The 25,763-nt window shown below is 66.0% G+C and carries 28 protein-coding genes; 25 read left to right on the top strand and 3 right to left on the bottom strand.

The genetic code is table 11. The features are described 5' to 3' along the window. Positions 1-216: 216 nt before the first annotated feature. From rpsP to CV023_RS08715, 13 genes are all read left to right on the top strand, one after another. Positions 217-660 (top strand): 30S ribosomal protein S16, encoded by a 444-nt coding sequence (gene rpsP / locus CV023_RS08655; protein ID WP_230745059.1) that lies wholly within the window; start codon positions 217-219, stop codon positions 658-660. A gap of 1 nt (position 661) precedes the next feature. Then, entirely contained in the window at positions 662-892 is a 231-nt protein-coding gene (locus tag CV023_RS08660) for an RNA-binding protein (protein WP_230745060.1), read from the top strand. 157 nt (positions 893-1,049) lie between these two features. Next, the gene (gene rimM, locus CV023_RS08665; protein ID WP_230745061.1) at positions 1,050-1,550 is read left to right on the top strand and encodes a ribosome maturation factor RimM; all 501 of its coding nucleotides are present in this window, start codon (positions 1,050-1,052) and stop codon (positions 1,548-1,550) included. A gap of 77 nt (positions 1,551-1,627) precedes the next feature. Then, complete coding sequence (trmD, locus tag CV023_RS08670) at positions 1,628-2,389, top strand: tRNA (guanosine(37)-N1)-methyltransferase TrmD (protein ID WP_230745190.1); 762 nt, start codon at positions 1,628-1,630, stop codon at positions 2,387-2,389. A 175-nt stretch (positions 2,390-2,564) separates the two neighbouring features. Further along, on the top strand, positions 2,565-2,906 hold the full coding sequence (gene rplS / locus CV023_RS08675; RefSeq protein WP_230745062.1) for a 50S ribosomal protein L19: 342 nt from the start codon (positions 2,565-2,567) through the stop codon (positions 2,904-2,906). Between the two features lie 33 nt (positions 2,907-2,939). Next, positions 2,940-3,563, top strand: coding sequence for a signal peptidase I (gene lepB, locus CV023_RS08680; protein WP_230745063.1), 624 nt, complete (start codon positions 2,940-2,942; stop codon positions 3,561-3,563). Between the two features lie 131 nt (positions 3,564-3,694). Then, positions 3,695-4,399 carry a signal peptidase I gene (lepB, locus tag CV023_RS08685; protein WP_230745064.1) on the top strand — a complete coding sequence of 235 codons (705 nt, stop codon included), beginning with the start codon at positions 3,695-3,697 and terminating at the stop codon, positions 4,397-4,399. Further along, on the top strand, positions 4,399-5,130 hold the full coding sequence (locus CV023_RS08690) for a ribonuclease HII (RefSeq protein ID WP_230745065.1): 732 nt from the start codon (positions 4,399-4,401) through the stop codon (positions 5,128-5,130). Before lepB (CV023_RS08685) ends, CV023_RS08690 begins: the two co-directional genes overlap by 1 nt. After that, the gene (locus CV023_RS08695; RefSeq protein ID WP_230745066.1) at positions 5,127-5,444 is read left to right on the top strand and encodes a DUF2469 domain-containing protein; all 318 of its coding nucleotides are present in this window, start codon (positions 5,127-5,129) and stop codon (positions 5,442-5,444) included. The genes CV023_RS08690 and CV023_RS08695 overlap by 4 nt, the downstream gene beginning before the upstream one ends. Positions 5,445-5,656: 212 nt before the next feature. After that, the gene (locus CV023_RS08700) at positions 5,657-6,055 is read left to right on the top strand and encodes a YraN family protein (RefSeq protein ID WP_230745067.1); all 399 of its coding nucleotides are present in this window, start codon (positions 5,657-5,659) and stop codon (positions 6,053-6,055) included. Further along, entirely contained in the window at positions 6,052-7,602 is a 1,551-nt protein-coding gene (locus tag CV023_RS08705; RefSeq protein ID WP_230745068.1) for a YifB family Mg chelatase-like AAA ATPase, read from the top strand. The genes CV023_RS08700 and CV023_RS08705 overlap by 4 nt, the downstream gene beginning before the upstream one ends. Further along, positions 7,599-8,972, top strand: a complete 1,374-nt coding sequence (dprA, locus tag CV023_RS08710) for a DNA-processing protein DprA (protein WP_230745069.1) — start codon at positions 7,599-7,601, stop codon at positions 8,970-8,972. Before CV023_RS08705 ends, dprA begins: the two co-directional genes overlap by 4 nt. 28 nt (positions 8,973-9,000) lie before the next feature. Beyond that, positions 9,001-10,026, top strand: coding sequence for a tyrosine recombinase XerC (locus CV023_RS08715; RefSeq protein WP_230745070.1), 1,026 nt, complete (start codon positions 9,001-9,003; stop codon positions 10,024-10,026). A gap of 122 nt (positions 10,027-10,148) precedes the next feature. Here the strand turns inward: CV023_RS08715 and CV023_RS08720 are convergent, their stop codons facing one another. After that, positions 10,149-10,991, bottom strand: coding sequence for a D-alanyl-D-alanine carboxypeptidase family protein (locus CV023_RS08720; protein WP_230745071.1), 843 nt, complete (start codon positions 10,989-10,991; stop codon positions 10,149-10,151). Between the two features lie 102 nt (positions 10,992-11,093). Between CV023_RS08720 and CV023_RS08725 the strand changes: the two genes are divergently transcribed. The 10 genes from CV023_RS08725 to CV023_RS08770 all read left to right on the top strand — a co-directional run bounded on the left by CV023_RS08725 (position 11,094) and on the right by CV023_RS08770 (position 19,893). Beyond that, positions 11,094-11,249 carry a hypothetical protein gene (locus tag CV023_RS08725; RefSeq protein ID WP_230745072.1) on the top strand — a complete coding sequence of 52 codons (156 nt, stop codon included), beginning with the start codon at positions 11,094-11,096 and terminating at the stop codon, positions 11,247-11,249. Between the two features lie 587 nt (positions 11,250-11,836). Then, positions 11,837-12,784 (top strand): 30S ribosomal protein S2, encoded by a 948-nt coding sequence (rpsB, locus tag CV023_RS08730; protein WP_230745073.1) that lies wholly within the window; start codon positions 11,837-11,839, stop codon positions 12,782-12,784. Between the two features lie 33 nt (positions 12,785-12,817). After that, entirely contained in the window at positions 12,818-13,645 is an 828-nt protein-coding gene (gene tsf, locus CV023_RS08735; RefSeq protein WP_230745074.1) for a translation elongation factor Ts, read from the top strand. A gap of 217 nt (positions 13,646-13,862) precedes the next feature. Further along, on the top strand, positions 13,863-14,615 hold the full coding sequence (gene pyrH, locus CV023_RS08740) for a UMP kinase (protein ID WP_230745075.1): 753 nt from the start codon (positions 13,863-13,865) through the stop codon (positions 14,613-14,615). 145 nt (positions 14,616-14,760) lie between these two features. Next, positions 14,761-15,318, top strand: a complete 558-nt coding sequence (gene frr, locus CV023_RS08745) for a ribosome recycling factor (RefSeq protein ID WP_230745076.1) — start codon at positions 14,761-14,763, stop codon at positions 15,316-15,318. Next, positions 15,318-16,337: a phosphatidate cytidylyltransferase gene (locus tag CV023_RS08750; protein WP_230745077.1), complete on the top strand. Its 1,020-nt coding sequence runs from the start codon at positions 15,318-15,320 to the stop codon at positions 16,335-16,337. Before frr ends, CV023_RS08750 begins: the two co-directional genes overlap by 1 nt. 123 nt (positions 16,338-16,460) lie before the next feature. Continuing rightward, complete coding sequence (gene rlmN / locus CV023_RS08755) at positions 16,461-17,759, top strand: 23S rRNA (adenine(2503)-C(2))-methyltransferase RlmN (RefSeq protein ID WP_230745191.1); 1,299 nt, start codon at positions 16,461-16,463, stop codon at positions 17,757-17,759. Between the two features lie 83 nt (positions 17,760-17,842). Then, entirely contained in the window at positions 17,843-18,403 is a 561-nt protein-coding gene (locus CV023_RS08760; RefSeq protein ID WP_230745078.1) for a DivIVA domain-containing protein, read from the top strand. Further along, on the top strand, positions 18,396-19,106 hold the full coding sequence (locus CV023_RS08765) for a hypothetical protein (RefSeq protein WP_230745079.1): 711 nt from the start codon (positions 18,396-18,398) through the stop codon (positions 19,104-19,106). The genes CV023_RS08760 and CV023_RS08765 overlap by 8 nt, the downstream gene beginning before the upstream one ends. A 31-nt stretch (positions 19,107-19,137) precedes the next feature. Next, positions 19,138-19,893: a N5-glutamine methyltransferase family protein gene (locus CV023_RS08770; protein WP_230745080.1), complete on the top strand. Its 756-nt coding sequence runs from the start codon at positions 19,138-19,140 to the stop codon at positions 19,891-19,893. A 147-nt stretch (positions 19,894-20,040) separates the two neighbouring features. Here the strand turns inward: CV023_RS08770 and CV023_RS08775 are convergent, their stop codons facing one another. Continuing rightward, positions 20,041-21,240: an acyl-CoA dehydrogenase family protein gene (locus tag CV023_RS08775; RefSeq protein ID WP_230745081.1), complete on the bottom strand. Its 1,200-nt coding sequence runs from the start codon at positions 21,238-21,240 to the stop codon at positions 20,041-20,043. Between the two features lie 105 nt (positions 21,241-21,345). Here CV023_RS08775 and dxr point away from each other — a divergent pair, with 105 nt between their 5' ends. Next, complete coding sequence (gene dxr, locus CV023_RS08780; protein WP_230745082.1) at positions 21,346-22,572, top strand: 1-deoxy-D-xylulose-5-phosphate reductoisomerase; 1,227 nt, start codon at positions 21,346-21,348, stop codon at positions 22,570-22,572. A gap of 1 nt (position 22,573) precedes the next feature. Next, positions 22,574-24,037 (top strand): M50 family metallopeptidase, encoded by a 1,464-nt coding sequence (locus CV023_RS08785; protein ID WP_284934617.1) that lies wholly within the window; start codon positions 22,574-22,576, stop codon positions 24,035-24,037. 93 nt (positions 24,038-24,130) lie between these two features. Here the strand turns inward: CV023_RS08785 and CV023_RS08790 are convergent, their stop codons facing one another. Beyond that, complete coding sequence (locus CV023_RS08790; RefSeq protein WP_230745083.1) at positions 24,131-25,573, bottom strand: serine hydrolase domain-containing protein; 1,443 nt, start codon at positions 25,571-25,573, stop codon at positions 24,131-24,133. Positions 25,574-25,763: the final 190 nt, after the last annotated feature.

Genomic DNA, 25,763 nt, shown 5'->3' on the forward strand with positions numbered 1-25,763 from the left:
CTGGCGTCGGTTCGGCGTTGATTCGGAGTTGATTCGCCTGGCAATTGGCGAGATGCAGAGCCGTCTGGCACAATTGACTCTTGTACTTTTGCAACCGGTCCGGGCCCTCTCATCCGCGCCGATTGTGATTGTCCGAGTCACAGCCTCCGGCAGGTCAACCCCACGATTCTGTTGGAACCACTGTGCAAAGAAATTACCAAAGGAGACACCACTAAAGTGGCAGTCAAAATTCGTCTGACCCGCATGGGCAAGATCCGTGCACCCTTCTACCGCGTCGTCGTCGCTGATTCGCGCACCCGTCGCGATGGCAAGGCCATCGAGCAGATCGGCATCTACCACCCGACTCGCAACCCCTCGGTCATCGAGATCGATTCCGAGCGCGCTCAGTACTGGCTCTCCGTCGGTGCTCAGCCCAGCGATCAGGTGCGTGCCCTGCTCAAGCTCACCGGTGACTGGCAGAAGTTCACGGGTGTTGGTGAAGCGGTCAACACCGTGAAGCCGCAGCCGGAAAAGGAAGCCTACGTGGCTCCCAGCGCCGGTTCCGTGATCAAGGAAGCGATCACCAAGAAGGGCGGCGACAAGGCCGAGGCTCCTGCTGCTGAGGCTCCCGCCGAGGAGGCTGCTCCCGAGGCCGCCGCCGAAGAGAGTGCTGAAGCCTGACATGTTGGCTGATTCGCTCGAACACCTGGTCCGCGGCATCGTCGATCATCCCGACGATGTCGGCGTTCGCTCCCGCTCGTCACAGCGCGGGACGACTCTCGAGGTGCGGGTTCATCCCGACGACCTCGGTCGTGTCATCGGTCGTGCTGGCAGGACCGCCAAGGCCCTGCGCACCGTGATGAACTCACTGGCCGGACGCGAGTCGGTGCGAGTGGACCTCATCGAGGCGTAACACCTTTATTGCGAGAGGGGGCGCGGCGTACGAACGCCGCGCCCCCTCTCTCATATTCACCTCCAGGAGTGCTCGCTCCTCCGAGCTCTCGCGGACAGAGGCGGCGACGACTGCGATTAGACTGAGGGATGAACGAAATCGGGTGAAAAGGAGCAGAATGGACACGGTTCTCGCCAGGCTGGGCAAGCCGCACGGAATCAAAGGTGAGTTCACCGTCGAGGTGCGCACCGATCGGCCCGATGAACGGCTCACCCCCGGCAGCACCTTCGCCACAGACCCGGACATCGGGACGCTGACACTGAAGTCGGCGCGGTGGCATCGTGATCGACTGCTTCTGGCCTTCGCCGAGGTGCCCGATCGCAACCGTGCCGAGGAGATCCGCAATACGCTCATCCTCGCCGAGCAGGAGACCGAGGAAGACGACGAGGACGCGTGGTACCTCGACGACCTCATCGGGCTGAGCGTCTTCGCGGATGAAGAGAAGGTCGGCGAGATCGTCGACGTCACCAACGGCGTCGCCCAGGACCTCCTTCACCTCAAGCATGTCCAAGGTCACGAGGTGCTCATCCCCTTCGTCACGGCCATCGTGCCCGAGGTCGATATCGAGGGCGGACGGATCACCATCACCCCTCCGGCCGGACTCCTCGACGCCGAATGAGTGAGGACGGCAGCGTGAACGAAGCCGCGCCGAGTCGCTCGGACGAGCCGGTGCTCCCGACCTCGCCGAGGACGGCCATCGACGTCGTCTCGATCTTCCCGGAGTACCTCTCGGGCCTCAGGCTCTCCCTCATCGGCAAGGCCGTCGACCAGGGACTGCTCGGACTCAACGTCCACGACCTGCGCGACTTCACCTTCGACCGCCACAACACCGTCGACGACTCGCCCTACGGCGGCGGCGCCGGAATGGTGATGAAGGCCGAACCCTGGGCTCTCGCGCTCGAGCACATCCTCGGCGACAGCGCGGAGGGCACCAAACCGATCCTCATCGTGCCCAGCCCCGCGGGACCGGTGTTCGACCAGCGCATCGCCGAGGACCTCGCCCAGGCCGATCACCTGGTCTTCGCCTGCGGACGCTACGAAGGCATCGACCAGCGGGTCATCGACTGGGCAGGGGAGCACTTCGACCTGCGCCCGATGAGCATCGGCGACTACGTCCTCAACGGGGGAGAGGTCGCCTCGATGGTGATGATCGAGGCTATCAGCCGCCTCATCCCCGGGGTCATCGGCAACCCCGAATCGCTGACCGAGGAGAGTCACGAGGACGGCCTCCTCGAATACCCGATCTATACCAAACCCGCCTCCTGGCGCGGTCGTGATGTGCCGGAGATCCTCCTCGGCGGCAATCATGGGGCGATCGCCCGATGGCGACGTGACCGACGTCTCGAACGCACCGCCGAAGTCAGGCCCGATCTGCTGGCGAAGCTCTCGGACCTCGACAAGCACGACCTGACGGTCCTCGAGCGGTTTGAGTCCGAGGGCCCCGCCGTGCCAGAATAGATCGTCGCGTTTGTTGGCATCCACCTGCTTCAGGGGGATGGGTGCCCACAGCGATTCGCCGATGTCTGTGTCGGCGGGTTCCGGGGAGCAATCCCGACAGACGATCCAGTCACCGGTTCGACCGGTCCGATATGCGTGTCCTCGACCTGAAGCAGGGGCCACAGGAGAAACCACAATGCAGAAGCTCGATGTTGTCGATGCAGCCTCGCTGAAGACCGACGTCCCCGAATTCCGCGCCGGAGACACCCTCAACGTTCACGTCCGCGTGATCGAGGGCAGCCGCTCGCGTATCCAGGTGTTCAAGGGAATCGTCATCCGCCGCCAGGGCGACGGAGTCCGCGAGACCTTCACCGCCCGTAAGATCAGCTTCGGCGTCGGAGTCGAGCGCACCTTCCCGGTGCACTCGCCCATCGTCGAGAAGATCGAGGTCCTCTCTCGCGGCGATGTCCGCCGTGCGAAGCTCTACTACCTGCGCGAACTGCGCGGCAAGGCTGCTCGCATCCGCGAAAAGGCCTGATACTTGCCAGGCACTGTGGGCGATGATCACACTGTGCCGGACAGACATGAGAACGCGACCTTCGGGTCGCGTTTTCTGTACTCGGCCCGGTTCTGGAAGACGATCGGCATCATCGCCGTGGTCATCGTCATCCTCGGAGGCTCCGTCCGCGGCTTCGTCATCCAGCGCTTCACCATTCCGAGCGCCTCGATGCAGCCGACCCTGAAGGTCGGCGATTCGATCACCGTGTGGCGTCCCGATGCGCTGGGGCAGAAGATCGACCGCGGAGACATCGTCGTCTTCGACGGTCGCGGATCCTTCGTCGACGACGCCCTGCCGACCCCGCTGCAGAAGATGGGATCGTGGGTCGGGCTCGGCCCGCGCGACGTCTACTACGTCAAACGGGTCATCGCGCTCGGCGGTGACACCCTGCAGTGCTGCGATGCCGAGGGGCACCTGCTCCTCAACGGCGAACCCCTGAGCGAGGACTACGCCCCGGTGCCGGCCTCGAAGGTCGAATTCGCCATCGAGGTTCCCGCCGACACCATGTGGGTGATGGGCGACAACCGCAACGACTCCACCGACTCCCGCGCCCTCCTCGGGCGCCCCGGCGGCGGGTTCATCCCCCTCGACCGAGTGGTCGGCCCCGTGATCGGACACGGGTCCTCCGTCGACTGAGCTCGGCGCCGGGTCGGCGCTCCCGCCTCGGCGGGAGCGATGATCGGCGCCTGAGCGCGGCCCGGAACGGGTGCTGGTACGCTCATTTCAGTCCCACTGCGGTACCCATGGTCCGATGCGAAAGCGAACGAATGTCAGCCGAAACCGAAGCTTCCCCGCCACCCGCCTCGAAGAAGTTCTTCCGCGGTCTGCTCGAGACTCTCGCGATCATCGTCATCGCCATCCTCATCTCGACGGCGCTGAAGACCTGGGTGGTCCGGTCGTTCTACATTCCCTCGGGCTCGATGGAGACCACCCTGCAGATCGACGACCGCGTGCTCGTCAACCAGCTCGCCCCGCGCTTCGGACCGGCCAACCGCGGTGACATCATCGTCTTCGATGACCCCGACAACTGGCTCTCGGCCGCCGAAACCTCCGAATACCAGCCCAACCCCTTTCTCGAATTCATCGGACTGGCACCCTCCGACGCCGGCAATCAGCTGATCAAACGCGTCATCGGCGTCGGCGGGGACAAGGTCGAATGCTGTGATGCCGAAGGCCGCCTGATGGTCAACGGCAAACCGATCGACGAGACCTACCTCGATGAGGGAATGGCCCCCTCGGAGATGGAGTTCTCCGTCACCGTGCCTGAAGGCCACTACTGGGTGATGGGCGACAATCGGAGCAACTCGGCCGACTCCCGCTACCACGAAGACACCGACCCCTTCGTCTCAGAAGACGACCTCGTCGGCACCGTCTTCCTCATCAACTGGCCGTTCAAGCACTTCGGCTGGGTGTCCAACCCCGAGGACGTCTTCGCCGGCGTCCCCGAACCCGAGGGAATCACCGGCGACTGATGAGTGCACGCGGACTCACCGACCTCGGTCTCGAACGCAGTCTCCTCGCCGAGGGCTTCACCGGCGTCATCGGCGTCGATGAGGTCGGCAGGGGTGCGCTGGCCGGACCCGTCAGCGTCGGCGTCGCCTACTTCGACCTAGGCAGTGTCACCGGCGCCGAGGTGCCTGCGGGGATCCATGATTCGAAGCAGCTGAGTGCACTCTCACGTCGGGCCGCGACGAATCGGGTGCGTTCCTGGGCGCAGGCGGCGACCGTGGGTTCGACGAGCCCGAGCGAGATCGACCAGCTGGGCATGACGATGGCGCTCAACCTCGCCGGGCGTCGGGCGCTGCTGACGATGCTCGCGGAACTGGGCGTGGGCGAAGTCTGTCCCGAGGGGACACTCGTCCTCCTCGACGGAAAACACGACTGGCTCTCGGCCCCACTTACGCTCGATTGCCTGGGGATATTCGGCCCCTGCGCCGAGCTCGAACTGCCGAAAGTGCGCACCGTGATCAAAGGCGACGGTTCTGTCCCCGTCATCGCCGCGGCGAGTATCGTGGCGAAGGTGGACCGAGATGAGGAGATGATCGCCCTCGCCGAGGCGCACCCCCACTATGGTTGGGAGTCGAATGTGGGATACGGGACCAAAGCGCACCGGGCCGGCATCGCCGAGTTCGGCCCCAGCATCCACCACCGGAGAAGTTTCCGCCTGCAGGCGGTCGAAGAAACGAAGGAGGAGTCGTCATGAGCACCGATGATCTCGATGACTACGAAGCTCAGCTGGAACTCCAGCTCTACAAGGAGTACCGCGACGTGGTGGGCCTGTTCGCCTATGTCGTCGAGACGGAGCGACGCTTCTACCTGGCCAATCACGTCGACCTCAAGGCCCACAACGATGCCGGTGACGTGTACTTCGAGCTCACCCTGCGTGACGCCTGGGTGTGGGACAGCTACCGGTCCGCGCGGTTCATCAAGACCGTGCACGTGCTCAGCTTCAAGGACGTCAACATCGAGGAGATCGCCAAGAGCGACCTCGAGCCGCCCTCGTCGATCCGGGGCTGAACGGGTGCGAACCGGGGACAGGTCCGCGGTGCTCCGTCGATAGGGCGGGCACGTTCCCGGGGTTGCTTGCGGCCGCCGATCCACTCGCACACCGGACGCCTGTGGAGACCCATCCGACTTGCGCGTGATCGGCCTGTGGAGGCAGAAGCACTGTCCACAGGCCGATTCCCCGCTCTTGTCCGGCTTTCAATGACCATGCTGGTCTTGGCGGTATGGGACGAACAATGTCGGGCCGCGGCCGCACCGAACGCGGGATGCGCAAGCAAGCACTCGGGCGAATCGGTGAGGACCTCGCCGCCGACTATCTCGAGCGGGCGGGAATGGTCGTCGTCACGCGGAACTTCCGCTGCCCACAGGGAGAGATCGACATCATCGCCCGTGACGGAGAGACGATCGTCTTCGTCGAGGTCAAGACCCGCCGCACAGCGGCACTCGGCTCACCCCTGGAGGCCGTGACCCGAGATAAGGTCGCTCGTCTGCGCAGGCTCTCCGGGATCTGGCTGAGCCAGCAGCCGGCGTACTACCGATCTACTCGCATCGATGCGCTCGGGATCGTAATGGAACCCGCACCCATCTATGACCATTGCCCGAACATCCAGGTCGACTCATGAGCGAGGAGCCGATCCTCAATGTCATCGGACGTGCCTCGGCGGTGGCGCTGTGGGGTCTGACGGGAAAGATCGTATCCATCGAAGCCTGCATGAGCGCGGGTCTGCCCGGCATCGACATCGTCGGCCTGCCCGACGCCTCGGTCAGCGAGTCGCGCAAACGGCTGCGTGCGGCTCTGGCCTATCTGGGAATTCCCGTCGCCACCCAGCATCTGACGATCAACCTCACCCCCGGAACCGTGCCGAAGGTCGGCACCGGCTTCGATCTGGGCATTGCCGTGGCCGTGCTCAAAGCCCAACGGGTCATCACGAATGAGAGCACCGAGGGCGTCATCCATTGCGGTGAGCTCGGACTTGACGGGCGGATCCGCCCGGTCAGCGGAGTCCTGCCGAGCCTGCATGCCGGTCTTCACTCGGGCTTCGACCACTTCGTCGTCCCCATCGGAAACGCCCCGGAGGCCGCCCTGCTCGCAGGTGCGCGGATCCAAGCCGTGGCCTCGCTGGCCGAACTGGTCAACCTCTACGGCGGCGACCTCGAGGTGCCGTCGCTGCCGCCGGTGGTCGAGGTCGACAGGCCCGTGGCCAATCCGCCCGAACTCCATGACCTCGCCGAGGTGCAGGGCCAAGCCGAAGCTCGCTTCGGCATCGAAGTCGCCGCCGCGGGCGGGCACAACCTCCTCATGCGCGGCACCCCGGGCGCCGGCAAGACTCTGTTGGCGCAGTGCCTGCCGGGGATCCTGCCGCCGCTCGATGATGCCGAGGCCGTCGAGGTGGCCGCGGTGCGATCCCTGCGGGGAGAGCTCGACGGCAGTCAGGGACTCGACCACCGGCCACCGTTCGAGGCACCCCACCATCGCAGCACCGCCTCGGCTCTGATCGGGGGTCGCAAGCCCGGGACCGTGGGGATCCTGTCCAAGGCCCATCGCGGGGTGCTGTTCATGGACGAGGCGCCCGAGTTCTCCCGGGACGTCCTCGAGGCCCTGCGCCAGCCCATGGAGGCGCGGCAGGTGCACATCCACCGGGCCTGGGGTTCGATGGTGCTGCCGTCCTCGTTTCAGCTGGTCATGGCCGCGAACCCCTGCCCGTGCGGGGCGGGAATGCCGGGGACTCAGGTCACCTGCCGCTGCACGCCGATGGATAAACGGCGCTACCGCAACCGACTCTCCGGACCGCTGCTCGACCGGGTCGACCTGCAGCTCGAGCTCTTTCCGGTCTCCCCGGCGGACCTTCGCCTCGGCGGGGAGCAGGAGGACAGTGTCACCGTGGCCGCCAGGGTCGCGATCGCCCGCAGATGGCAGGCCGACCGCTACGTCGACTGTGCATGGACACTCAACTCCGGTGCACCCGGGGCATGGCTGCGCGAGCACTTCGCGATGCGACCGAGTGCTCTGGCCGATCTCGACCGGGCCCTGGACACCGGACGGATCACCATGCGCGGCTACGACCGGGTGCTGCGGGTCGCGACCACACTGTCCGACCTCGACGGGGGCGAGGGGCCGAGCCCGGACAAGATCAGGATGGCACTGGCATTGAGGACGCAGGAGACATGAACGAACACGCGCACGATGAGGTGTACCCGGGCGACGGGGCGCACCCGGACGACGGGGCACATCCGGACGGCGGGGCGCATCCGGACGACAAGGCGGGCCCGAATGACGGTGCGCACCCGGACGACGGGGCCGGTGCAGGAAGCGACGAGATGCGTGCCGCGGTGGCGGCGCTGCTGCGGATCGGGGAACCCGGCGACGGTCTCCTGAAAGGACTCGTCGATGCGATCGGGCCGGTGGCGGTCCTTGAGATCGTCCTCGCCGTAGCGGCAGGGGCAACCTCGTCCGCCGAGGCGGTGGCCGGGTTGGGGGCAGTCGTCGACGAGGTGCCCGGCAGCGGGCAGCTGAGCGAGGCGATCGACCGCTGGGCCGTTCGCGGTGGCGATGGGACCGGACCACGTGATCTCGAGGCCATCGACCGCCTCGGTGGTCGGCTCGTCATTCCCGGTGATGAGGAATGGCCGGCAGCGCTGTCGGATCTCGGGCCGGCGACGCCCCTGGGACTGTGGGTGCGGGGGACGGCGCGACTGGATCAGGCTCTTACCCGGGCCATCGCCATCGTCGGCGCCCGCGCAGCGAGCAACTACGGCACCAAATGTGCTTCCGATCTGGCATGGGACCTCGCCGCGAGAGACATCACCGTGGTCTCCGGGGGCGCCTTCGGCATCGACGCGGCCGCCCACCGGGCCGCGATCGCCCGCGAAGCGCCGACCATCGCCTTCATGGCCGGGGGAGTCGACCGGTTCTACCCGGCGGCGAACACCGAACTGTTCCAGCAGATCCTCGAGACCGGAGCCATCGTGTCCGAGACCGCACCCGGCATGACTCCGATGCGTCACCGGTTCCTGCTGCGCAATCGCCTCATCGCCGCCTCTGCGCAGGCCACGGTCATCGTCGAAGCAGGATGGCGCAGCGGAGCGCTCAACACGGCCCGGCATGCGCTCGAGCTCTCACGCGAGGTCGCCGCCTTTCCCGGCTCCGTCTACTCCGCATCCTCGACCGGGACCCACCGCCTCATCCGGAACCACGAAGCCGAACTCGTGACCAGCAGCGACGACGTCATCGCCCTCCTCGACGACGGAGCCCCGGCTCTGTTCGACACCTCGTCGTTCTTCGGCTCAGCGGCCGCGGGCGGGGTGGACGCGGAACACGCCGGAACGGGTGCTGTCAGCGGCCCGCTCGATGACCTCGGTGAGGGGGAGAAGATCTGCCTCAACGTCCTGTCGACGACGAAATCCCTGGACGTGGGCACCGTCGCGGCCAGAGCAGGGCTGACGGTGCCGGGGGTCCTCTCGGCGCTCGCCGCCCTCGAACTGCTCGGACTCGCGACCCGTCGCGACACCGGGTGGGTGAAGCTGCGACCTCGGACATGAGGCGAGGGAGAGCGCGTAACCTGGGGGAATGAGCACATCGTCGACCGTCGCCGAAGTGGTGTCCGGCTATGCCGAACACCTCCGGGCGCGTGGCGTGTCCGAACACACCTCGCGGGCCTATGTCTCCGATGTCTCCGACTTCTTCGACCACACCACCTCGGCGAAGACCGAAATCGATGTCAGCTCCATCGGGCTGAATGATCTGCGCTCCTGGCTCATCGCCCTCGACGATGCCGGAGCAGCGAAGTCGACGGTGGCCCGCAAGATCGCCGCCATCAAATCCTTCTTCTCCTACGGGGTCGACCAGCTCGGTCTGAAGAGCAATCCGGCCGCCCGTCTGCGTACACCCAAGAAGGACTCTCGCCTGCCGACCGTGCTCAAGCCCCAGCAGGCGGCCGACCTCATCACCGCCGGCTCTCGCGCACGGGCCGGAACCGGCGGCTCCGCGCGATCCTCCGATTCCGCGAATGACGGCGCTCGCGGTCAAGACAATTCCGACGCGGTCGACGGCGACTCGGGACCAGCCGGCGAACCCGATCCTGTCGAGATCGCCAAAGGTCTCCGCGACGCAGCGATCCTCGAACTGCTCTATGCCACGGCGGTGCGTGTCTCGGAGCTGACCGGACTCGACCGTGCGGACATCGATCAGCGCGCGTCGATGATCACCGTGCTCGGCAAGGGCAACAAGGAACGGCGGGTGCCCTTCGGCATCCCGGCCCGGCAGGCGCTCAGCGCCTGGTTGAGTGTGCGCGAGACCTTCGCCTCGGCGAACAGCGGTGACGCCCTGTTCCTCGGCTTACGTGGTGGGCGAATCGGGGCCCGTCAGGTCAGAGAGCTCGTCCATCACTACGGGGCGAACGACCCCAGCGCCCCGGACATCGGCCCGCACGGACTCCGCCACTCGGCGGCCACGCACATGCTCGATCGGGGAGCCGACCTCCGCCAGATCCAGGAGCTGCTCGGACACTCGACCATGTCCAGCACTCAGATCTATACGCACGTCTCCATGCAGCGACTCCAGGAGACCTACCGGCAGGCCCACCCCCGGGCCTGATCTCGCTGCCGGGCCGAGTCATAGCTCAAGAAGGGCCCGGACTATTGCTCACGAACGGCTCTGATCATCGCCCTAGAGCAGTCCGTCGGGAGTTCGCCACCTCGACCCACGGAAGCCTCACTTCACTTCCGGAACTCCCAGTGCCAGGGCTCCGGCAGCGACCCGGTCTGCCGAGCCCACCCGGGATGGATCCACCCGAACTTCGGTGCGTTCGCCCGCATCCACTGGTGCTGGGCGCTGCCGAAGGAATTGATTCCGCCACCGAGGTCGACCGCCAGCGCCCACCCGTGATTCGAGGTTCCCGGGGTTGCCGCCATCCGCCCCTTGCGCTTCTTGAGGATGACCTGGGTCGCGTAGTCGCGATAGGAATCCGTCACCGAGATCGGCACTTTGAAGCGAGCTTCGAAGGCGTGGGAGAGGCGATCGAAGGCCTTCTGCGCGTCACAGCGCAGCATGTGCCCGGGCGCGGTCGTCAGCGGGCACATCGCCGAGGCGGGGATCCGGCCGTTGCTGTGTCCGCCCCAGGCTCCCGCTCCCGAAGTGGTGCTGTCACTGCCGCCGGCGGGCTCTTCGGCGGGTTTGCGTTTCAAAGGAAGCAGAATCGACTGCTCGTGGCCGAAGAACTGTGCCGGATCGATATAGTCCTTATTGCTCGCTGCCGTCCACACACCGATGTGCAGACAGGACTTCTCGCAGTGGGTACCCTCGGCGACGACTCCGATCTCCTCACCTGCGGCGAACTCATCGCCCTTCTTCCTCTCTGTGCTCGCCGGCTGGAACGACACCACATGGCCGGAGTCGGTTTCGATGCTCACGGTCGGTGTTCCCGCCACGGACCCGCGGAAGCGGATGCTGCTGGCAGTCGGTGCGCGCAGCGGCTCACCGTCGACGGCGAGCACGTCGATTCCGCGGTGGCCTTTGAGCCAGGGTTTGTCCGGCGGGTCGAAGGCCTCGATGATCTCCATCGCCGGCACGGGGGAAACCCACGTCGTCTCGGACGCGCCAGTTCCGCTGGACCCACCAGCGTTACTGGCTCCAACGGGCCCACTGACCTTGCCGGACCCACCATGCCCACTGGACCCACGCGTATCTGCCTGTACCGCGCCGTCACCCGCTGGGGCGGCAAGGGCCAGCACGAACGAGAGGAAGAGCGCGGTGATGATGAACCGTGCGCGACGAGCCTGCGCCGAGTGCAGGCGGCGACCGGACAGGGGATGCAGTGACCGCGGCGGATCGAGAGAGAAGGGGTTCATAAGGCCATGGAAACCTCCCGACAGGTTGCGTGTCAGCACCGCCGACTTCACCTGTGGAAGGCTGTTCATCGTCCACAGGCAGATGACGCGCAAGTGGATGCGCAATCCACAGCTCGTCGCACTTGAGTCCGGGCTCCCGATGCACGGTCACAGAGGTGGACGTCGTCCCACCGAACGAACGCGACCGAGTCGGCCCAGGACAACCTCGGCGGGCGACGCTATCTATCCACAGCTCACAGCACGCAAGTCGGTGTCGGTGACACCCACGCAGCTTCCGCAAGTCGGTGTCAGTGAGCCCCGCGAGCCTTCCGACCCCGATTGGAAATGGCTTGCCCAACCGGGCTAGACTGGCCTCAGCAGAAGCGTGTCTTCTGACTACGCGTATCCGAATTCTTCTCCATCCCATGGTGCAAGGGAACCCGTCTGGGCTCACTTGTGGGGCGGACGAACCGGATACCAGGAATCAACCGAAAATGTCACCGTCGCCGTCAGCAGAATCGACGACCGGCTGTGACGTAAAAGCGCCTTCGCGGTGCGAGAGAAAGGAGGGCGTCGGCATGGCCGTCGTCACCATCCGCCAGCTGCTCGACAGCGGCGTTCACTTTGGACACCAGACCCGTCGTTGGAACCCGAAGATGAAGCGCTTCATCTTCACCGAGCGCAACGGCATCTACATCATCGACCTCCAGAAGTCGCTGGGCTACATCGACAACGCCTTCGAATTCGTCAAGGAAACCGTCTCGCACGGTGGTTCGATCCTGTTCGTCGGCACCAAGAAGCAGGCCCAGGAATCCATCGCCGAGCAGGCCAAGCGCGTGGGTCAGCCCTTCGTCAACCAGCGTTGGCTCGGCGGTATGCTCACGAACTTCCAGACCATCTCCCTGCGTCTGCGTCGCCTCAAGGAACTCGAAGAGATCGACTTCGACGACGTTGCCGGTTCCTCGCACACCAAGAAGGAACTGCTCATTCTCCGTCGTGAGAAGGACAAGCTCGAGAAGACCCTCGGCGGTATCCGCGACATGCAGCGGACCCCGTCGGCCGTCTGGATCGTCGACACCAAGAAGGAACACCTCGCCGTCGACGAAGCCAAGAAGCTGGGCATCCCGGTCATCGGCATCCTCGACACCAACTGCGACCCCGATGACGTCACCTACCCGATCCCGGGCAACGACGACGCCATCCGCTCGGTCTCGCTGCTCACCCGCGTGATCGCCGACGCCGTGGCCGAGGGCCTCATCGCCCGACACTCCTCGGACGACGCAGGTGGAGAGAAGAACGTCTCCGCCGTCGAGCCGATGCCCGAGTGGGAGCGCGAGCTCCTCGAAGGCAACGCCTCCACCTCGGAGGAGACCGCCACCGAGGCTGCTCCCGCCGAAGCTGCTCCCGCTGAGGCCGCTCCGGCCGAAGCCGCTGCTCCCGCCGAGGCTGAGGCTGCCCCCGCCGCCGAAGCGAGCGAAGAGCCCGCCGAGGCTGCTGCGGAGTCCGCAGAGTCGACCGAGTCCTGATTTCCGCCCACTCCACCACCCTTAGGAGAACGAATGGCAAACTACACTGCCGCTGACATCAAGGCACTGCGCGAGAAGACCGGCGCCGGAATGATGGACGTCAAGAAGGCCCTCGATGAGGCTGACGGCGACCAGGCGAAGGCAATCGAGCTGCTCCGCGTGAAGGGCCTCAAGGGCGCCACCAAGCGTGAGGGCCGCTCCACCTCCGACGGACTCGTCGCCACCCACGTGGACGGCGGAGTCGGAACCATCATCGAGCTGAACTCGGAGACCGACTTCGTGGCGAAGTCCGACCCGTTCATCGCTCTGGCCGACCAGGTCCTCGAACTCGCCGTGGCGAACAAGGCCGACTCGGCCGAGGCGCTGCTCGGGGCCGAGACCGACGGCAAGCCAGTCTCGCAGTTCATCACCGAGAGCGGTGCGACCCTCGGCGAGAAGGTCGCCCTGCGTCGCGTGGCTCGCCTCGAAGGTGGGAACGTCGAGTCCTACCTCCACCGCACGAACAAGGACCTGCCTCCGCAGGTCGGCGTTCTGCTGGCCTACGAGGGTGACGACTCCGCCGTCGCTCACGATGTCGCCGTGCACATCGCCGCGCTGAGCCCGAAGTACTTCTCCCGCGACGAGGTGCCTGCCGAACTCGTGGAGAACGAGCGCCGCATCGCCGAAGACACCGCGAAGAACGAGGGAAAGCCCGAACAGGCCATCCCGAAGATCATCGAAGGTCGCGTCAACGGCTTCTTCAAGGAAAACTGCCTGCTCGACCAGGGCTTCGCCAAGGAGCCCAAGCAGTCCGTGGCGAAGATCCTCGAAGCTGCCGGGGTCAAGGCCACCGGCTTCGTGCGCTTCCGCGTCGGAGCCTGAAGCACCACTGACCGCCCGGCGGGTCACCGCCCGCCGCGCAGTCCACGCCCCTGAACAGGTTCACCTGTGAGTGGGCGGCCGGAGAGCGGAAGCTCACTCATGAGTGAAACCTCACCGGCATGAGACGGGGTCGGACCAATCGGTCCGGCCCCGTTTTCGCTAGACTTGCCCCGATGACCATCCGGGCTCCCATCTGCCCGCACGGAAGAAGGACTTAATGACAAGTACTCCGGTTCACGAATCCAGCCTTGCCAGCAGACCCGTTCGCACCCATCGGCGCCGAGTGCTCCTCAAGCTCTCGGGCGAGGTCTTCGGCGGAGGCAAGATCGGTGTCGATCCCGATGTCGTCGCCGCGGTCGCCCGTGAGGTCGCCCCCACCGCAGAAGAGGTCGAAGTCAGCATCGTCGTCGGCGGCGGCAACTTCTTCCGCGGTGCCGAACTCTCCCAGCGCGGCATGGACCGCACGCGTGCCGATTACATGGGCATGCTCGGAACCGTGATGAACTGCCTGGCTCTCCAGGACTTCCTCGAACAGACCGGGGTTGACACCCGGGTGCAGACCGCGATCCCCATGTCGCAGGTCGCCGAGTCCTATATTCCCCGTCGCGCCATGCGCCACATGGAGAAGAACCGGGTCGTCATCTTCGGCGCCGGAGCCGGACTGCCCTATTTCTCCACCGACACCGTCGCCGCCCAGCGCGCACTCGAGATCCACGCCGATGAGGTCCTCATCGCGAAGAACGGTGTCGACGGCGTATACACCGCGGACCCGAAGATCGACCCGAGTGCGGAGAAGATCAAGGAGATCACCTACCAGGAGGCGCTGCAGAAGGGCCTCAAGGTCGTCGACGCCACCGCGTTCTCCCTGTGCATGGACAACAAGCTCCCGATGCACGTCTTCGGGATGGAGGGCGAGGGCAACCTCCGGAAAGCCATCGTCGGCGAGAAGATCGGCACCGTCGTCCACTGAGATTGTCCACTGAGGCCATCATCCACTGAGACAGCCGGGCAGCATACGTGCAGGTCAGAACACTCCGATACCGGTTCGGTGAGGAAATTGTGACCTATGGCCCATAGAATGAATCCAAAGCTCCCAGATACGAAAAGAGTGAGTCGTGATTGAAGAGACACTGGCCGAAGCCAGAGAGAAGATGGACAAAGCCGTCGAGTTCACGCAGGACGACTTCGCGTCGATCCGCACCGGACGCGCCAACCCGGCCCTGTTCGCCGAGATCGAGATCGAGTACTACGGTGCCCCGACCCCGCTGCAGCAGCTGGCCTCTTTCCAGACTCCCGAGGCTCGAACGATCCTCGTTACCCCCTATGACAAGGGCACGCTGAACGACATCGAGAACGCACTGCGCAACTCGGACATCGGAGCGAACCCGGCCAACGACGGCAACGTCATCCGCGTCGTGCTCCCGGAGCTGACCGAGGAGCGCCGCAAGGAATACGTCAAGATCGTCAAGGGCAAGGCCGAAGACGGCAAGGTCTCGATCCGCAACATCCGCCGCCACGCCAAGGAGACCCTTGAGCGCATCAAGAAGGACGGCGAGGCCGGGGAGGACGAAGTCACCCGCGGCATCTCCGAGCTCGATGATCTGACGAAGAAGAAGGTCGAGAACGTCGATCAGCTGCTTTCCCAGAAGGAAGCTGAGCTTCTCGAGGTCTGATGATCGCTGTGACCGGGTCCGACAGCCTCTCCTCCGATCCGGCTCCCCTCGGGGAGCCGGAGGAGCCGCGTGCGTCGGCGGCGGAGAACCCGTACCCCCGACGTCGGGACCTCCGCAATTCCGACAAGACCTATTCCCCGGATGATCCGGAGTTCGCGCCGATCCCGGAATCGGTGACAGAACCCGCCGAGGTGGCCGCCAAGGACTACGGCAAAGCCGGTCGCAATCTTCCCGCCGCCATCGGCATCGGTCTCCTCATCGGCGGGATCGTCCTCGCCTCGTTGATCTTCCTGCCCATCTCCTTCATCTTCATCATCCTCGTGGCCATCGTCGCGGCGATGTGGGAGCTGGCGAACGCGCTCTCACGGTCCGGCTCGCTGGTGTCCCGAGTGCCGACGATGATCTCTGCGGCCTGTATGGTCGTGGCGACCTACGTCGGCGGCCGCGAGGCCCTGTGGGTGACCTTTGCCGCCAGCGCCGGAGCCGTCATGCTCTTCACGATGGTCGAGAGGCGCAAGAACGCGGTCAAGGACGTGTCCCTGTCCCTGTTCGCGCTCACCTATGTCGGCCTCATGGCCTGCTTCGTCGTCTACCTGATCACCCAGCCGAACGGCAACTTCTACGTCATCCTGTTCCTCGCCGCCGTCGTCGCCTCGGATGTCGGCGGCTACATCTTCGGCGTCCTCTGGGGCAAGCACCCCATCGCCCCGACGATCTCACCGAAGAAATCGTGGGAAGGCTACCTCGGGTCGGTGGTGTTCGCCGCCGCCGTGGCGACGATCCTGGCCGTCACCCTCTTCGATGCGCCGATCTGGACCGGGCTCGTCTTCGGTGCGGTGATGCCGGCGTTCGCCACCCTCGGCGACTTCAGCGAATCGATGATCAAACGCGACCTCGACCTCAAGGACATGGGCACCCTGCTGCCGGGCCACGGTGGTGTGATGGACCGACTCGACTCGATCCTGCCGACCGCGCCCGTGGCCCTTGTGATGTTCTCGGTCCTGCCCGGCTACCTCTGAGGCCCGGCTGCCGCTGAGGCTCACCGCTCGCGGCGTGGCGGTCCGCACACCACAGCGACGGCCGCATCATGAGACAATAGGTGTGTGAGTTCTCAAGCAGGCAGAAGGCAGACCCGTCCCGTCGTGGAGCATCCCGACGGCACCACGTCGACGACACCGACGCGTGACGGCCGCCCCCTTCTCAATTTCAAGTCCCCGCGGGTCAGCCAGCCGCAGCAGCATCTGGCGGACATGAGCATGGACGAGCGCATCGACGCCGTCAAGGAGATGGGCCTGCCCGCCTTCCGCGCCAAGCAGATCTCCACCCACTACTTCACCCACTTCCAGACCGACGCCGAGTCGATGACGGACCTGCCCAAGGACCTGCGGGCCCAGGTGCAGGAGCGCTTTTTCCCACATCTGCTCACCGAGGTCCGCCGCCTGCGCACCGAGAACGGCGACACCATCAAGTTCCTGTGGCGCCTCTTCGACGGCGCGCTCGTCGAATCCGTGCTCATGCGCTACCGCAACCGCGTCACTCTGTGCGTATCGAGCCAGTGCGGCTGCGGCATGAACTGCCCGTTCTGCGCCACCGGACAGCAGGGCCTGACCCGCAATATGTCGACCGCGGAGATCGTCGAGCAGGTGGTTCGCGCCAACCAGGTCATCGCCGCCGGTGAGCTCGCCGCGGCTCCGTCCTCGGACATGCCGGGTGCCGGAGAGACCGCTCTGGGCGCCGAAGCCGATGAGGAACAGGGCGAGGAGCCGAGCTGGGGCGAGGACGGAGCGTCAGCGTCCGCCGGCGCTTCGACCGGATCCGGGCCGGCCACCTCGGCGACGGGACCCGAACGGGTCTCGAACATCGTGTTCATGGGCATGGGCGAACCCCTGGCCAACTACAAGCGCGTGATGAACGCGGTGCGCCGGTTCGTCGAACCCGCACCCGGCGGCCTGGGCATGTCTGCCCGCCGGATCACCGTGTCCACGGTCGGCCTGGTGCCCGGCATCAACAAACTCGCCGCCGAGGACATCCCCGTGACCTTCGCGCTCAGCCTCCACGCCCCCGACGATGAGCTGCGCGACGAGATGATCCCGGTCAACACCCGGTGGAAAGCCGACGAGGCCATCGACGCCGCGTTCAACTACTACCAGGTCACCGGTCGTCGCGTGAGCATCGAATATGCGCTGATCAAGGACATGAACGACCACGCATGGCGTGCGGAGCTGCTGGCGAAGAAGCTCAACGCCCGCGGCCGCGGCTGGGTCCACGTCAACCCGATCCCGCTCAACCCGACCCCAGGCTCGGTGTGGACGGCGTCCGAGCCTGAAGTCGCGAACGAATTCGTCCGCCGACTCATCGACCAAGGCATCCCGACGACGATCCGCGACACCCGCGGCTCCGACATCGACGGTGCCTGCGGACAGCTCGCCGCCGCCGACTGAGCAGCCCCGGGCACGCAAATTCCCCGCCATCCATTTATCATGGTGGAAACGACACATTCGCACGATTCGCTTCTGGAGGAGACATGGCGGACACGACTTTCCCTCGAATGTCCGGGTGGAAGAACGGGTACGACCCGAAACAGGTCGACAGCTTCTTCAAGCGTGCTCGTGAATCCTTCGAGCGCCCGACCCCCCAGCCCGGTGACCTCGACTCCCGTGCCGTGCGCACCGTCGGCTTCGACCTCGTCCGCAAGGGCTACCACGTCGCCGTCGTCGACGCCGCCCTCGACCGCCTCGAGGACGCCTTCGCCAAGCAGGCCCGCGACCGGCTCATCGCCCAATCCGGACAGGACGCCTGGGTCTCCGAGCTCACCCGCGTCGCCGCGTCCCTGCGAGGACGCCTGGTCCGCGAATCCGGCGAACGCTTCGACAATCCGGCACCCGGCGTCATCGGCTACGACATCGTCCAGGTCGACGACATGTGCGACAAGGTCAACGCCTACTTCACGCAGGGCGTGGCGATGAGCGTCGACCAGGTCCGTCGCGTGCTGTTCAAGACCGCGAAGGGCAACAAGGCCTACGACGAGGACCAGGTCGATGCGTTCATCGACCGCGTCGTCGAGGTGATGGCCTCCGTTGACTGAGTTCCACTTCTTCTCTGCACCGACGAGCACCTCGCCCGGCACGCTCAATCCGGTCTACGAACTCCTCGACTTCCCGATCGTCATGGGCGGCGCCGATGACATCGTGCTGACGGGTCCGGCCCCGGAGCGGCCGCTCGTCGACGGACGTGAGGTCAGCGACCCGCGCTTGGTCAAGGCGCTGTCGAAGCCGATCGAGCTCGACCGCGCCGAGGTGCTCGACCGGAGCGCGAAACTCGCCGGAGTGCTGCGGACGATGGGAATCGACCCGGAGTCCGGAATCCGACTGACCATCGCCGAGGATGTTCCGCCGACGGCGCGGGCGCTGAGCATCCTGGCTGCCGCGCGGATCGGCGTCATCGTCGATGCGCGCCAGGAAAACGGACGCCAAGCCGACGGAGTCGTGGGGGAGGAGCCCGCCGAGGCCGGTGATGGTCCCGTGGTTCGCATTCACGCGATCGAGACCCAGCCCGTCGAACCGGGGCGCGCCTCGGTCAAGGTCACCCGCTCACGTTTCGAAGGTGTCGGCGCCACCTTGGGTGAGCAGACGGCCAACCTCGACCAGGCGATGCGCGACTCCCGCGTCGAATCCGCCGAAGTTGTCCCGCTCACACCCGAGCGACCGCTGGTCCTCACTTCGGCCGGTGTGCTCGACGCCCGTGCGAGCCACGACTGGCTGCGCGCCGAGGTTCTCCCTGAAGCCTGAGCCGTCGGAGGCTGATTCAGTCGCGGCGCTTGTGAGTGAGCTCAGGGCCGCAGGCTGCGTCTTCGCCGAGGAAGAGGCGGCCATTCTGCTCGTGGCCGCCACTTCCGCGCCGGCCACGCTGGATGGGATGCTCGCCCGCCGAGTCGCGGGTGAACCCCTCGAGCAGATCGTAGGCTGGGTCGAATTCGCAGGCCACAGGCTCACCGTCGTCCCGGGAGTGTTCGTTCCCCGGCAGCGGACGACCCTGCTGGCCGAGCACACCACCCGCGTACTCCGCATGGCCGAAGACGCCGCGGTGCTCGTCGAAGCCTTCTGCGGGATCGGTCCGGTTGCGAGCACGGTCGCCCGTGTTCTTCCGGGAACGACCATCCACCTCGGCGATCGAGATCAGAGGGCACTCGACTGTGCCCGTGCGAACGTCGGGACCGGAGCGGGTATCCACCTGCTCGATTGCCTGTCGGGCCTGCCGTCCGAATTGGCCGGCCGCGTCGCTGTCATCTGCGCGGTGCCTCCCTACGTGCCCGAATCGGCGCGGGAATTCCTCCCGCGGGAGGCCACGGACCATGAGTCACCGAACGCCTTGTTCGGCGGGGCAGACGGGCTCGACCTGGTCAGACGCCTCATCGCAGAATCGCTTGACTGGCTGCGCCCGGATGGGACCGTACTCATCGAAGTCGGTCACGGGCAGACTGAAACAGCCGCCGCTTATGCCCGGGAACTCGGGTACACGACGCACAGCCACCTCGGCGAGGACGAGCAGACGGCGGTGCTGGAACTCCGGCGCTGACGGCAAGTACGTCGGCGCGGTGCGCGGCAGATACAGACAACCGCTGGCCAGAAGACCGACTGCTATGGACTAGTCCGATGCATGGGGTCTTCTGGCCAGCGGTTGCAAGCGCCAACGGGCCGACTCCGCTGGCTGGCCGCTGGCGGCTCAGTTCGCGAAGGCGTTGATTCCGGTCAGGGAGCGGCCGAGGGTGAGCTGGTGGACCTCGTGGGTGCCCTCGTAGGTGAGCACGGTCTCGAGGTTGACCGCGTGACGCAGCGGCGGGTACTCACTCGTGATGCCTGAACCGCCGAACAGGGCGCGCAGGTCACGGCAGACATTCATCGCGGTGTCGACGTTGACCATCTTGCCGAGGCTGATCTGCTCGGGACGCACACCCTTCTCCGAGTCCTTGAGCTTGCCCAGGTGAGCGGCGAGCAGGGTGATCTGCGAGTACTGGCCGAAGGCTTTCGCGAGCTTCTGCTGGCTGATCTGGAATGAGGACAGCGGACGGTCGAACTGGATTCGGGTGCCGGTGTACTCGAGGGCCGAGAGCAGAGCGTCGCGGGCGGCACCGGTGACGCCGAAGACGATGCCGTAGCGGGCCTCGGACAGGCAGGACAGCGGCCCCTTGAGTCCCTTGGCCTCGGGCAGCATCGCATCTTCGGGCAGGCGGACGTTGTCGAGGACGATCTCACCGGTGATCGAGGCCCGCAGGGAGATCTTGCGGTGGATCTCCGGGGTCTGCACGCCGGGCGTATCGCTGGGCACGACGAAGCCGCGCACGATCTGCTTGCCCTTGTCATCGGTCTCCTCGATCTTGGCCCAGACGACTATGACGTCGGAGACCGGGGAGTTCGTGATCCACATCTTCGATCCGTTGAGGATCCAGTCGGTCCCGTCCTTCTTCGCCGTGGTCTTCATCCCGGAGGGGTCGGAGCCGACATCGGGTTCGGTCAGACCGAAGCAGCCGATGGCTTTGCCGGCGGCCATCTTCGGCAGCCATTCCTCTTTCTGGGCTTCGGAACCGAAGTGGTGGATGGCGAACATCGCCAGGGAGCCCTGGACGGAGACGAGGGAGCGCAGACCGGAGTCGATGGCTTCGAGCTCACGGCAGGCCAGTCCGTACTGGGTGGCGGTGGAGCCGCCGCAGCCGTAGCCCTCGAGGTGCATGCCGAGGAGGCCGAGTTCGCCGAGTCCTTCGGCGAGTTCGCGGGCGGGGATGGTCGATTCGAGGAAGTAGTCGCCGATCTTCTCACGGACGTTCTCGTCCAGCCACTTCTTCACGATCGATGCGAACTCGAGGTCGTCGGGTTCGAAGACCGAATCCAGTCCCAGGATGTCATCGGGGCTCAGCGCCTTACTCATAAAAACCTCTCTCGCCGTCGAATCGGATTTCACGCCCACCGTATCGCTGTTCAGCAGGAGGACTGTCGAGTCATTTCCCAGAGAACTTTGGCATCATCGGTAGGCGTGAGCAAACGTAGAATCATTGTAGTCGGCTCGACCGGATCGGTCGGCACGCAGGCCCTCGACGTCCTCTCCGAACACCGAGAGACCTACGAGATCGTCGGTCTCGCCGCCGGCACCCAGCTCGACCTGCTCCTGACCCAGGCCCTCGACTTCGCGGTGCCCGTCATCGGACTGACCACCGCGCCGGCCGGGGGAGAGGCCGAGATCCGGCAGCGGCTGAGTGAGCTGGCGGCCCAGCGGGGCATCGCCGATCCCGTCGAAGAGATCCGACTCGGGGACAATGCCGCCGAGGCGGTCGCTGGGAACGACTGCGACATGGTCCTCAACGCGGTGACCGGGGCCGTCGGTCTCGGTGCGACCTTGGCCGCCCTCGAGCGAGGCTCCGACGTGGCCCTGGCGAACAAGGAATCCCTCATCATCGGCGGCTCCATCGTCCTCGACGCCGCCGCCCGCAGCGGCGCCCGACTCGTGCCCGTCGACGGGGAGCATTCGGCCATCGCCCAGGCTCTGCGCTCCGGGACCCACGGCGAGGTCAGCAAGCTCATCATCACCGCCTCCGGCGGGCCCTTCCGCGGGATGACCCGTGACGCCCTGCGCCGAGTCACCCCGGCCCAGGCGCTCAAACATCCGACCTGGTCGATGGGCTCGATGATCACCATCAACTCCGCGACCCTGGTGAATAAGGGCCTCGAAGTCATCGAGGCGCACCTGCTCTTCGGCATCGACTTCGACCACATCGAGGTCGTCGTCCACCCGCAGTCCCACGTCCAGTCGATGGTCGAGTTCAGCGATTCCTCGACACTGGCCCAGATCGCGCCCCCGGACATGCGACTGCCGATCTCCTATGCCCTGGGTACCCAGTCCGACGGTTCGACTCGCCGGCTGGCCTCGGGCGCGGTGGCCAACAACTGGGGTCAGCCCATGCACTGGTCCTTCGAACCGGTCAACCATATGGCCTTCCCGGCACTCGGCCTGGCCATCGAGGCGGGCCGCCGTGGCCGGAGCTTCCCTGCCGTGTTCAACGCCGCCAACGAGGTCCTCGTCGAGGCCTTCGTCAGTGGAGAGCTGTCTTTCACCGGAATCGACGACGGACTGGCCCAAGCTCTCGCCGCCCACACGCCTGCGGATGAGCACACCGTGGACACGGTGCTCGCCGCCGATGCGTGGGCGCGTGAGTTCGCCCGCGAATATGCGACCTCCCACGCACCGCAGGCGGCGGGGGTCTGAGATGACGGTTCTGCTCTACATCATCGGGATCATCCTGTTCCTCATCGGCATCTCGATCTCGATCGCCCTTCACGAACTCGGCCACCTGACCCCGGCGAAGCGCTTCGGGGTCAAGGTCACCCACTACATGGTCGGCTTCGGTCCGACCCTCTTCTCCTTCCGCCGCGGCGAGACCGAATACGGCATCAAGGCACTCCCGCTCGGCGGATTCATCGCCATGCCGGGCATGTACCCGCCGATCGAGGCGACGAAGCAGTCCCTCGTTCCAGCAGGACGCGCAGGGACGGCCGCAGGCGAGGACTGCGCCCCCGCCGACCCCGCAGACATCACCGCGGACGCGCCGAGGCGGGAACGCCGGCAGCGGAAGGGGCGGCTGTTCGAGAACACGATGGCCGATGCCCGCGAGTTCTCGAACCAGGAGATCGAGCCGGGGGAGGAGCATCGGACCTTCTATGCGCTGAGCATTCCCAAACGCCTCGTCGTCATGTTCTCCGGCCCTCTGGTCAATCTCGTGCTCGGGATCATCATTATGGCGATCTCGCTGCTGGGCATCGGCGTGCTCACCCCGACGACGACCGTCGAGACCGTCGTCGAATGCGCCGTGCCCGCCTCGGAGGCCGCGCAGAGGCCCGCCGATGCCAAGAACACCTGCCAGGACGACGATCCGCTCACTCCCGCTTGGGAGGCCGGGATCAAGCCGGGCGACGAGATCACTTCGGTCGCCGGGGTGGAGACGGAGGACTGGGACGAACTGTCCGGAGTGATCAAGGAGCACGCCGGGCAGCGGGTCGAGGTCGACTTCGTCCGCGACGGCCAGGCCCAGTCCGTGACCGTGCCGATCATCGCCTCCGAACGTCCCCGCGTCGACGATCAGGGACAGCTGATGACCAATCCCGACGGCTCCCCGCAGACCGTGACCGAGGGATTCTTCGGCGTCGGCCCCGTCCAAGAACATCAGTCGCTGCCGCTCGACCAGTTCCCCGGAGCCGTCTGGGATCAGGTCACCGGGGTCTTCCACGCGATCATCACCCTGCCGGTCAAACTCGTCGACATCGCCCAGGTGGCCACCGGGGAGAAGGAACGCGACTCCGAAGGCCTCGTCGGAATGGTCGGGGTGGGGCGGATCGCCGGCGAGATCGTCTCGACCGACCATCTCGAGATCGTCGAGAAGGCGCAGCTCGGGCTTGGCATGCTCGGCTCGCTGAATATCTTCCTGTTCGCGTTCAACATGATCCCGCTGCTGCCCCTCGACGGCGGCCACATCGCCGTCGGCCTCTACGAGGGGGCCCGCCGCCAGATCAACAAGTGGCGAGGCCGCGGAAAGATCGGCCCCTTCGACACAGCGAAGCTGCTGCCGCTGACCTACGTCGTCATCGGGCTGATGCTGTGCATGACCGCGCTGCTCGTCTACGTCGACCTCGTCAAACCGATCACCCTCGACGCGATCTTCAACTCCGGCGGGTAGGCCCGGGCCGCCGGGTCAGTCAGGCGCTGAGTCCGTGGGGCTGAGCCACGGGCGGGGCCGGTCCGTGGCTCAGTCGCTCAGGTTCTCAGTCGTTCAGGCGCTGAGCCCGATCGTCATCACCGCGCCGAGGTGGTCGAGGCTGACAGTGATCGTCGCCGGTGCTCCGGGTCCCTCACCCCGTCGGTCGTTGCCGTGTCCGTCACTGCCGGGCACCGTGACCGTTCCCTTGAGGGCGGTGACCATGGTGACCTCGGCGGAAGTGAACTCCCGATCGAGGCCCTTCTCCGCGGCCCAGGCGGTGAAGCGGGCACGCCGTTCGGTGCGGGGTTCGTCGAGGTCCACGTTCACGGTGAACAGCTCATCGGCGACCGCCTCGTCGAAGTTGACCACAAGGTTCGCCGCCCGCCGGACCGTCTCGGCCTGGGCCGGGCCGGCGGGGTATCGCGGGGCCGGCACCGAAGTGGTCGTCCGGCTCAGCTGCAGCTCAGGAGACCCGATGGCACTGGCCCAACCGGCGTCGATGGCATCGGCGACCACGCGCTGGGCCGGATAGTAGGTGGTGTTGCCGAGGACGACGATGCTCAGTCCCAGTTCCGGGAACCAGCGCATGTGAGAGCCGAAGCCGGGGTAGCCGCCGGAGTGGCAGATGACCCGACCGAACCGGGAATCGAGCCGGTTCTCGAGGCCGTACCCGTAGTGCAGGGACTCCGTGTGATGCTCGCTTCTCTGGAGTTCGACGAGCCGGTGGGCCTGCTGATCGTCGGCGAGGATCCGTGACCACGACCCCGGCGCATAGTCGTCGATGTTCTCGAGAGCATCGAGATGGGCGTTCATCCATGCCCCGAGGTCGCGCACCGTCGAGATCACCCCGCCGATGGGGGAGAAGACTCCTGGGCCGGTGACCTCGGCCGGGTGCAGCGACCCCTGAGCGTCGATACGGAAGCCGGGGATGAGATCGGGGAAGTCGGCAGGGTCGAAGCCGGTGCGATTGAGGCCGAGGGGAGTGAGCACCTCGGTGGTGACGATCTCAATGAACGAGCGCCCGGTGACCGCCTCGGCGACGACGCCGAGCAGGGCATAGCCGAGGTTCGAGTACTCGTAGCCGGTGTCGGCCGGGGCGATGGGGATGGCGCCGCGATGCAGATGGGCGATGAGCTCGGCCGGAGTCATCGCCTCCACCCGGTCGGCCCACGGGTCGTCCTTCGCGAAACCGGTGCCCATGGTCAGGGCCTGACGGCAGGTGCGATCGGCCACCTCGGTGCCGGCAAGATCAGGGACGAGCCGCGCGAAGGGCATGTCGAGGTCGAAGCCGTTCGCGGCGAGGAAGCCGATGGCCGTCGCTGTGAACGACTTCGTCATCGAGGCGATGCGGTAGGGAACGTCAGCGTTCACGGCTCGCGCGGCTTCGCCTCGGCGGAAGACTCCCCAGGCCAGGGACCCGCCCTGATCGATGAGCGCCTGCGCCTGACGGTCGAGGACCGCGGTCATCGCGTCGATATCGGGCTGGACGAACGGCGTGGACGTCGTATCGCTCACTGAAGTCTCCTTCGGGCCGGTGACAGGACACCTTCACATTACCCGGCATTGGGACTTGGGCCGGGCCGGGCCTTCGTGCAGAAATCGGGCCGGGGTCCCAGCACCGAGGAGGTGGTCGGAAGTCCTACAATATGAGTGGCCTGCGCAATACGGTCGACGGTCAGCGAAGATGGCTGGTCAGCAGGAGAAA

The sequence above is a fragment of the Brevibacterium sp. CCUG 69071 genome (assembly GCF_021023135.1).
Lineage (GTDB): Bacteria > Actinomycetota > Actinomycetes > Actinomycetales > Brevibacteriaceae > Brevibacterium.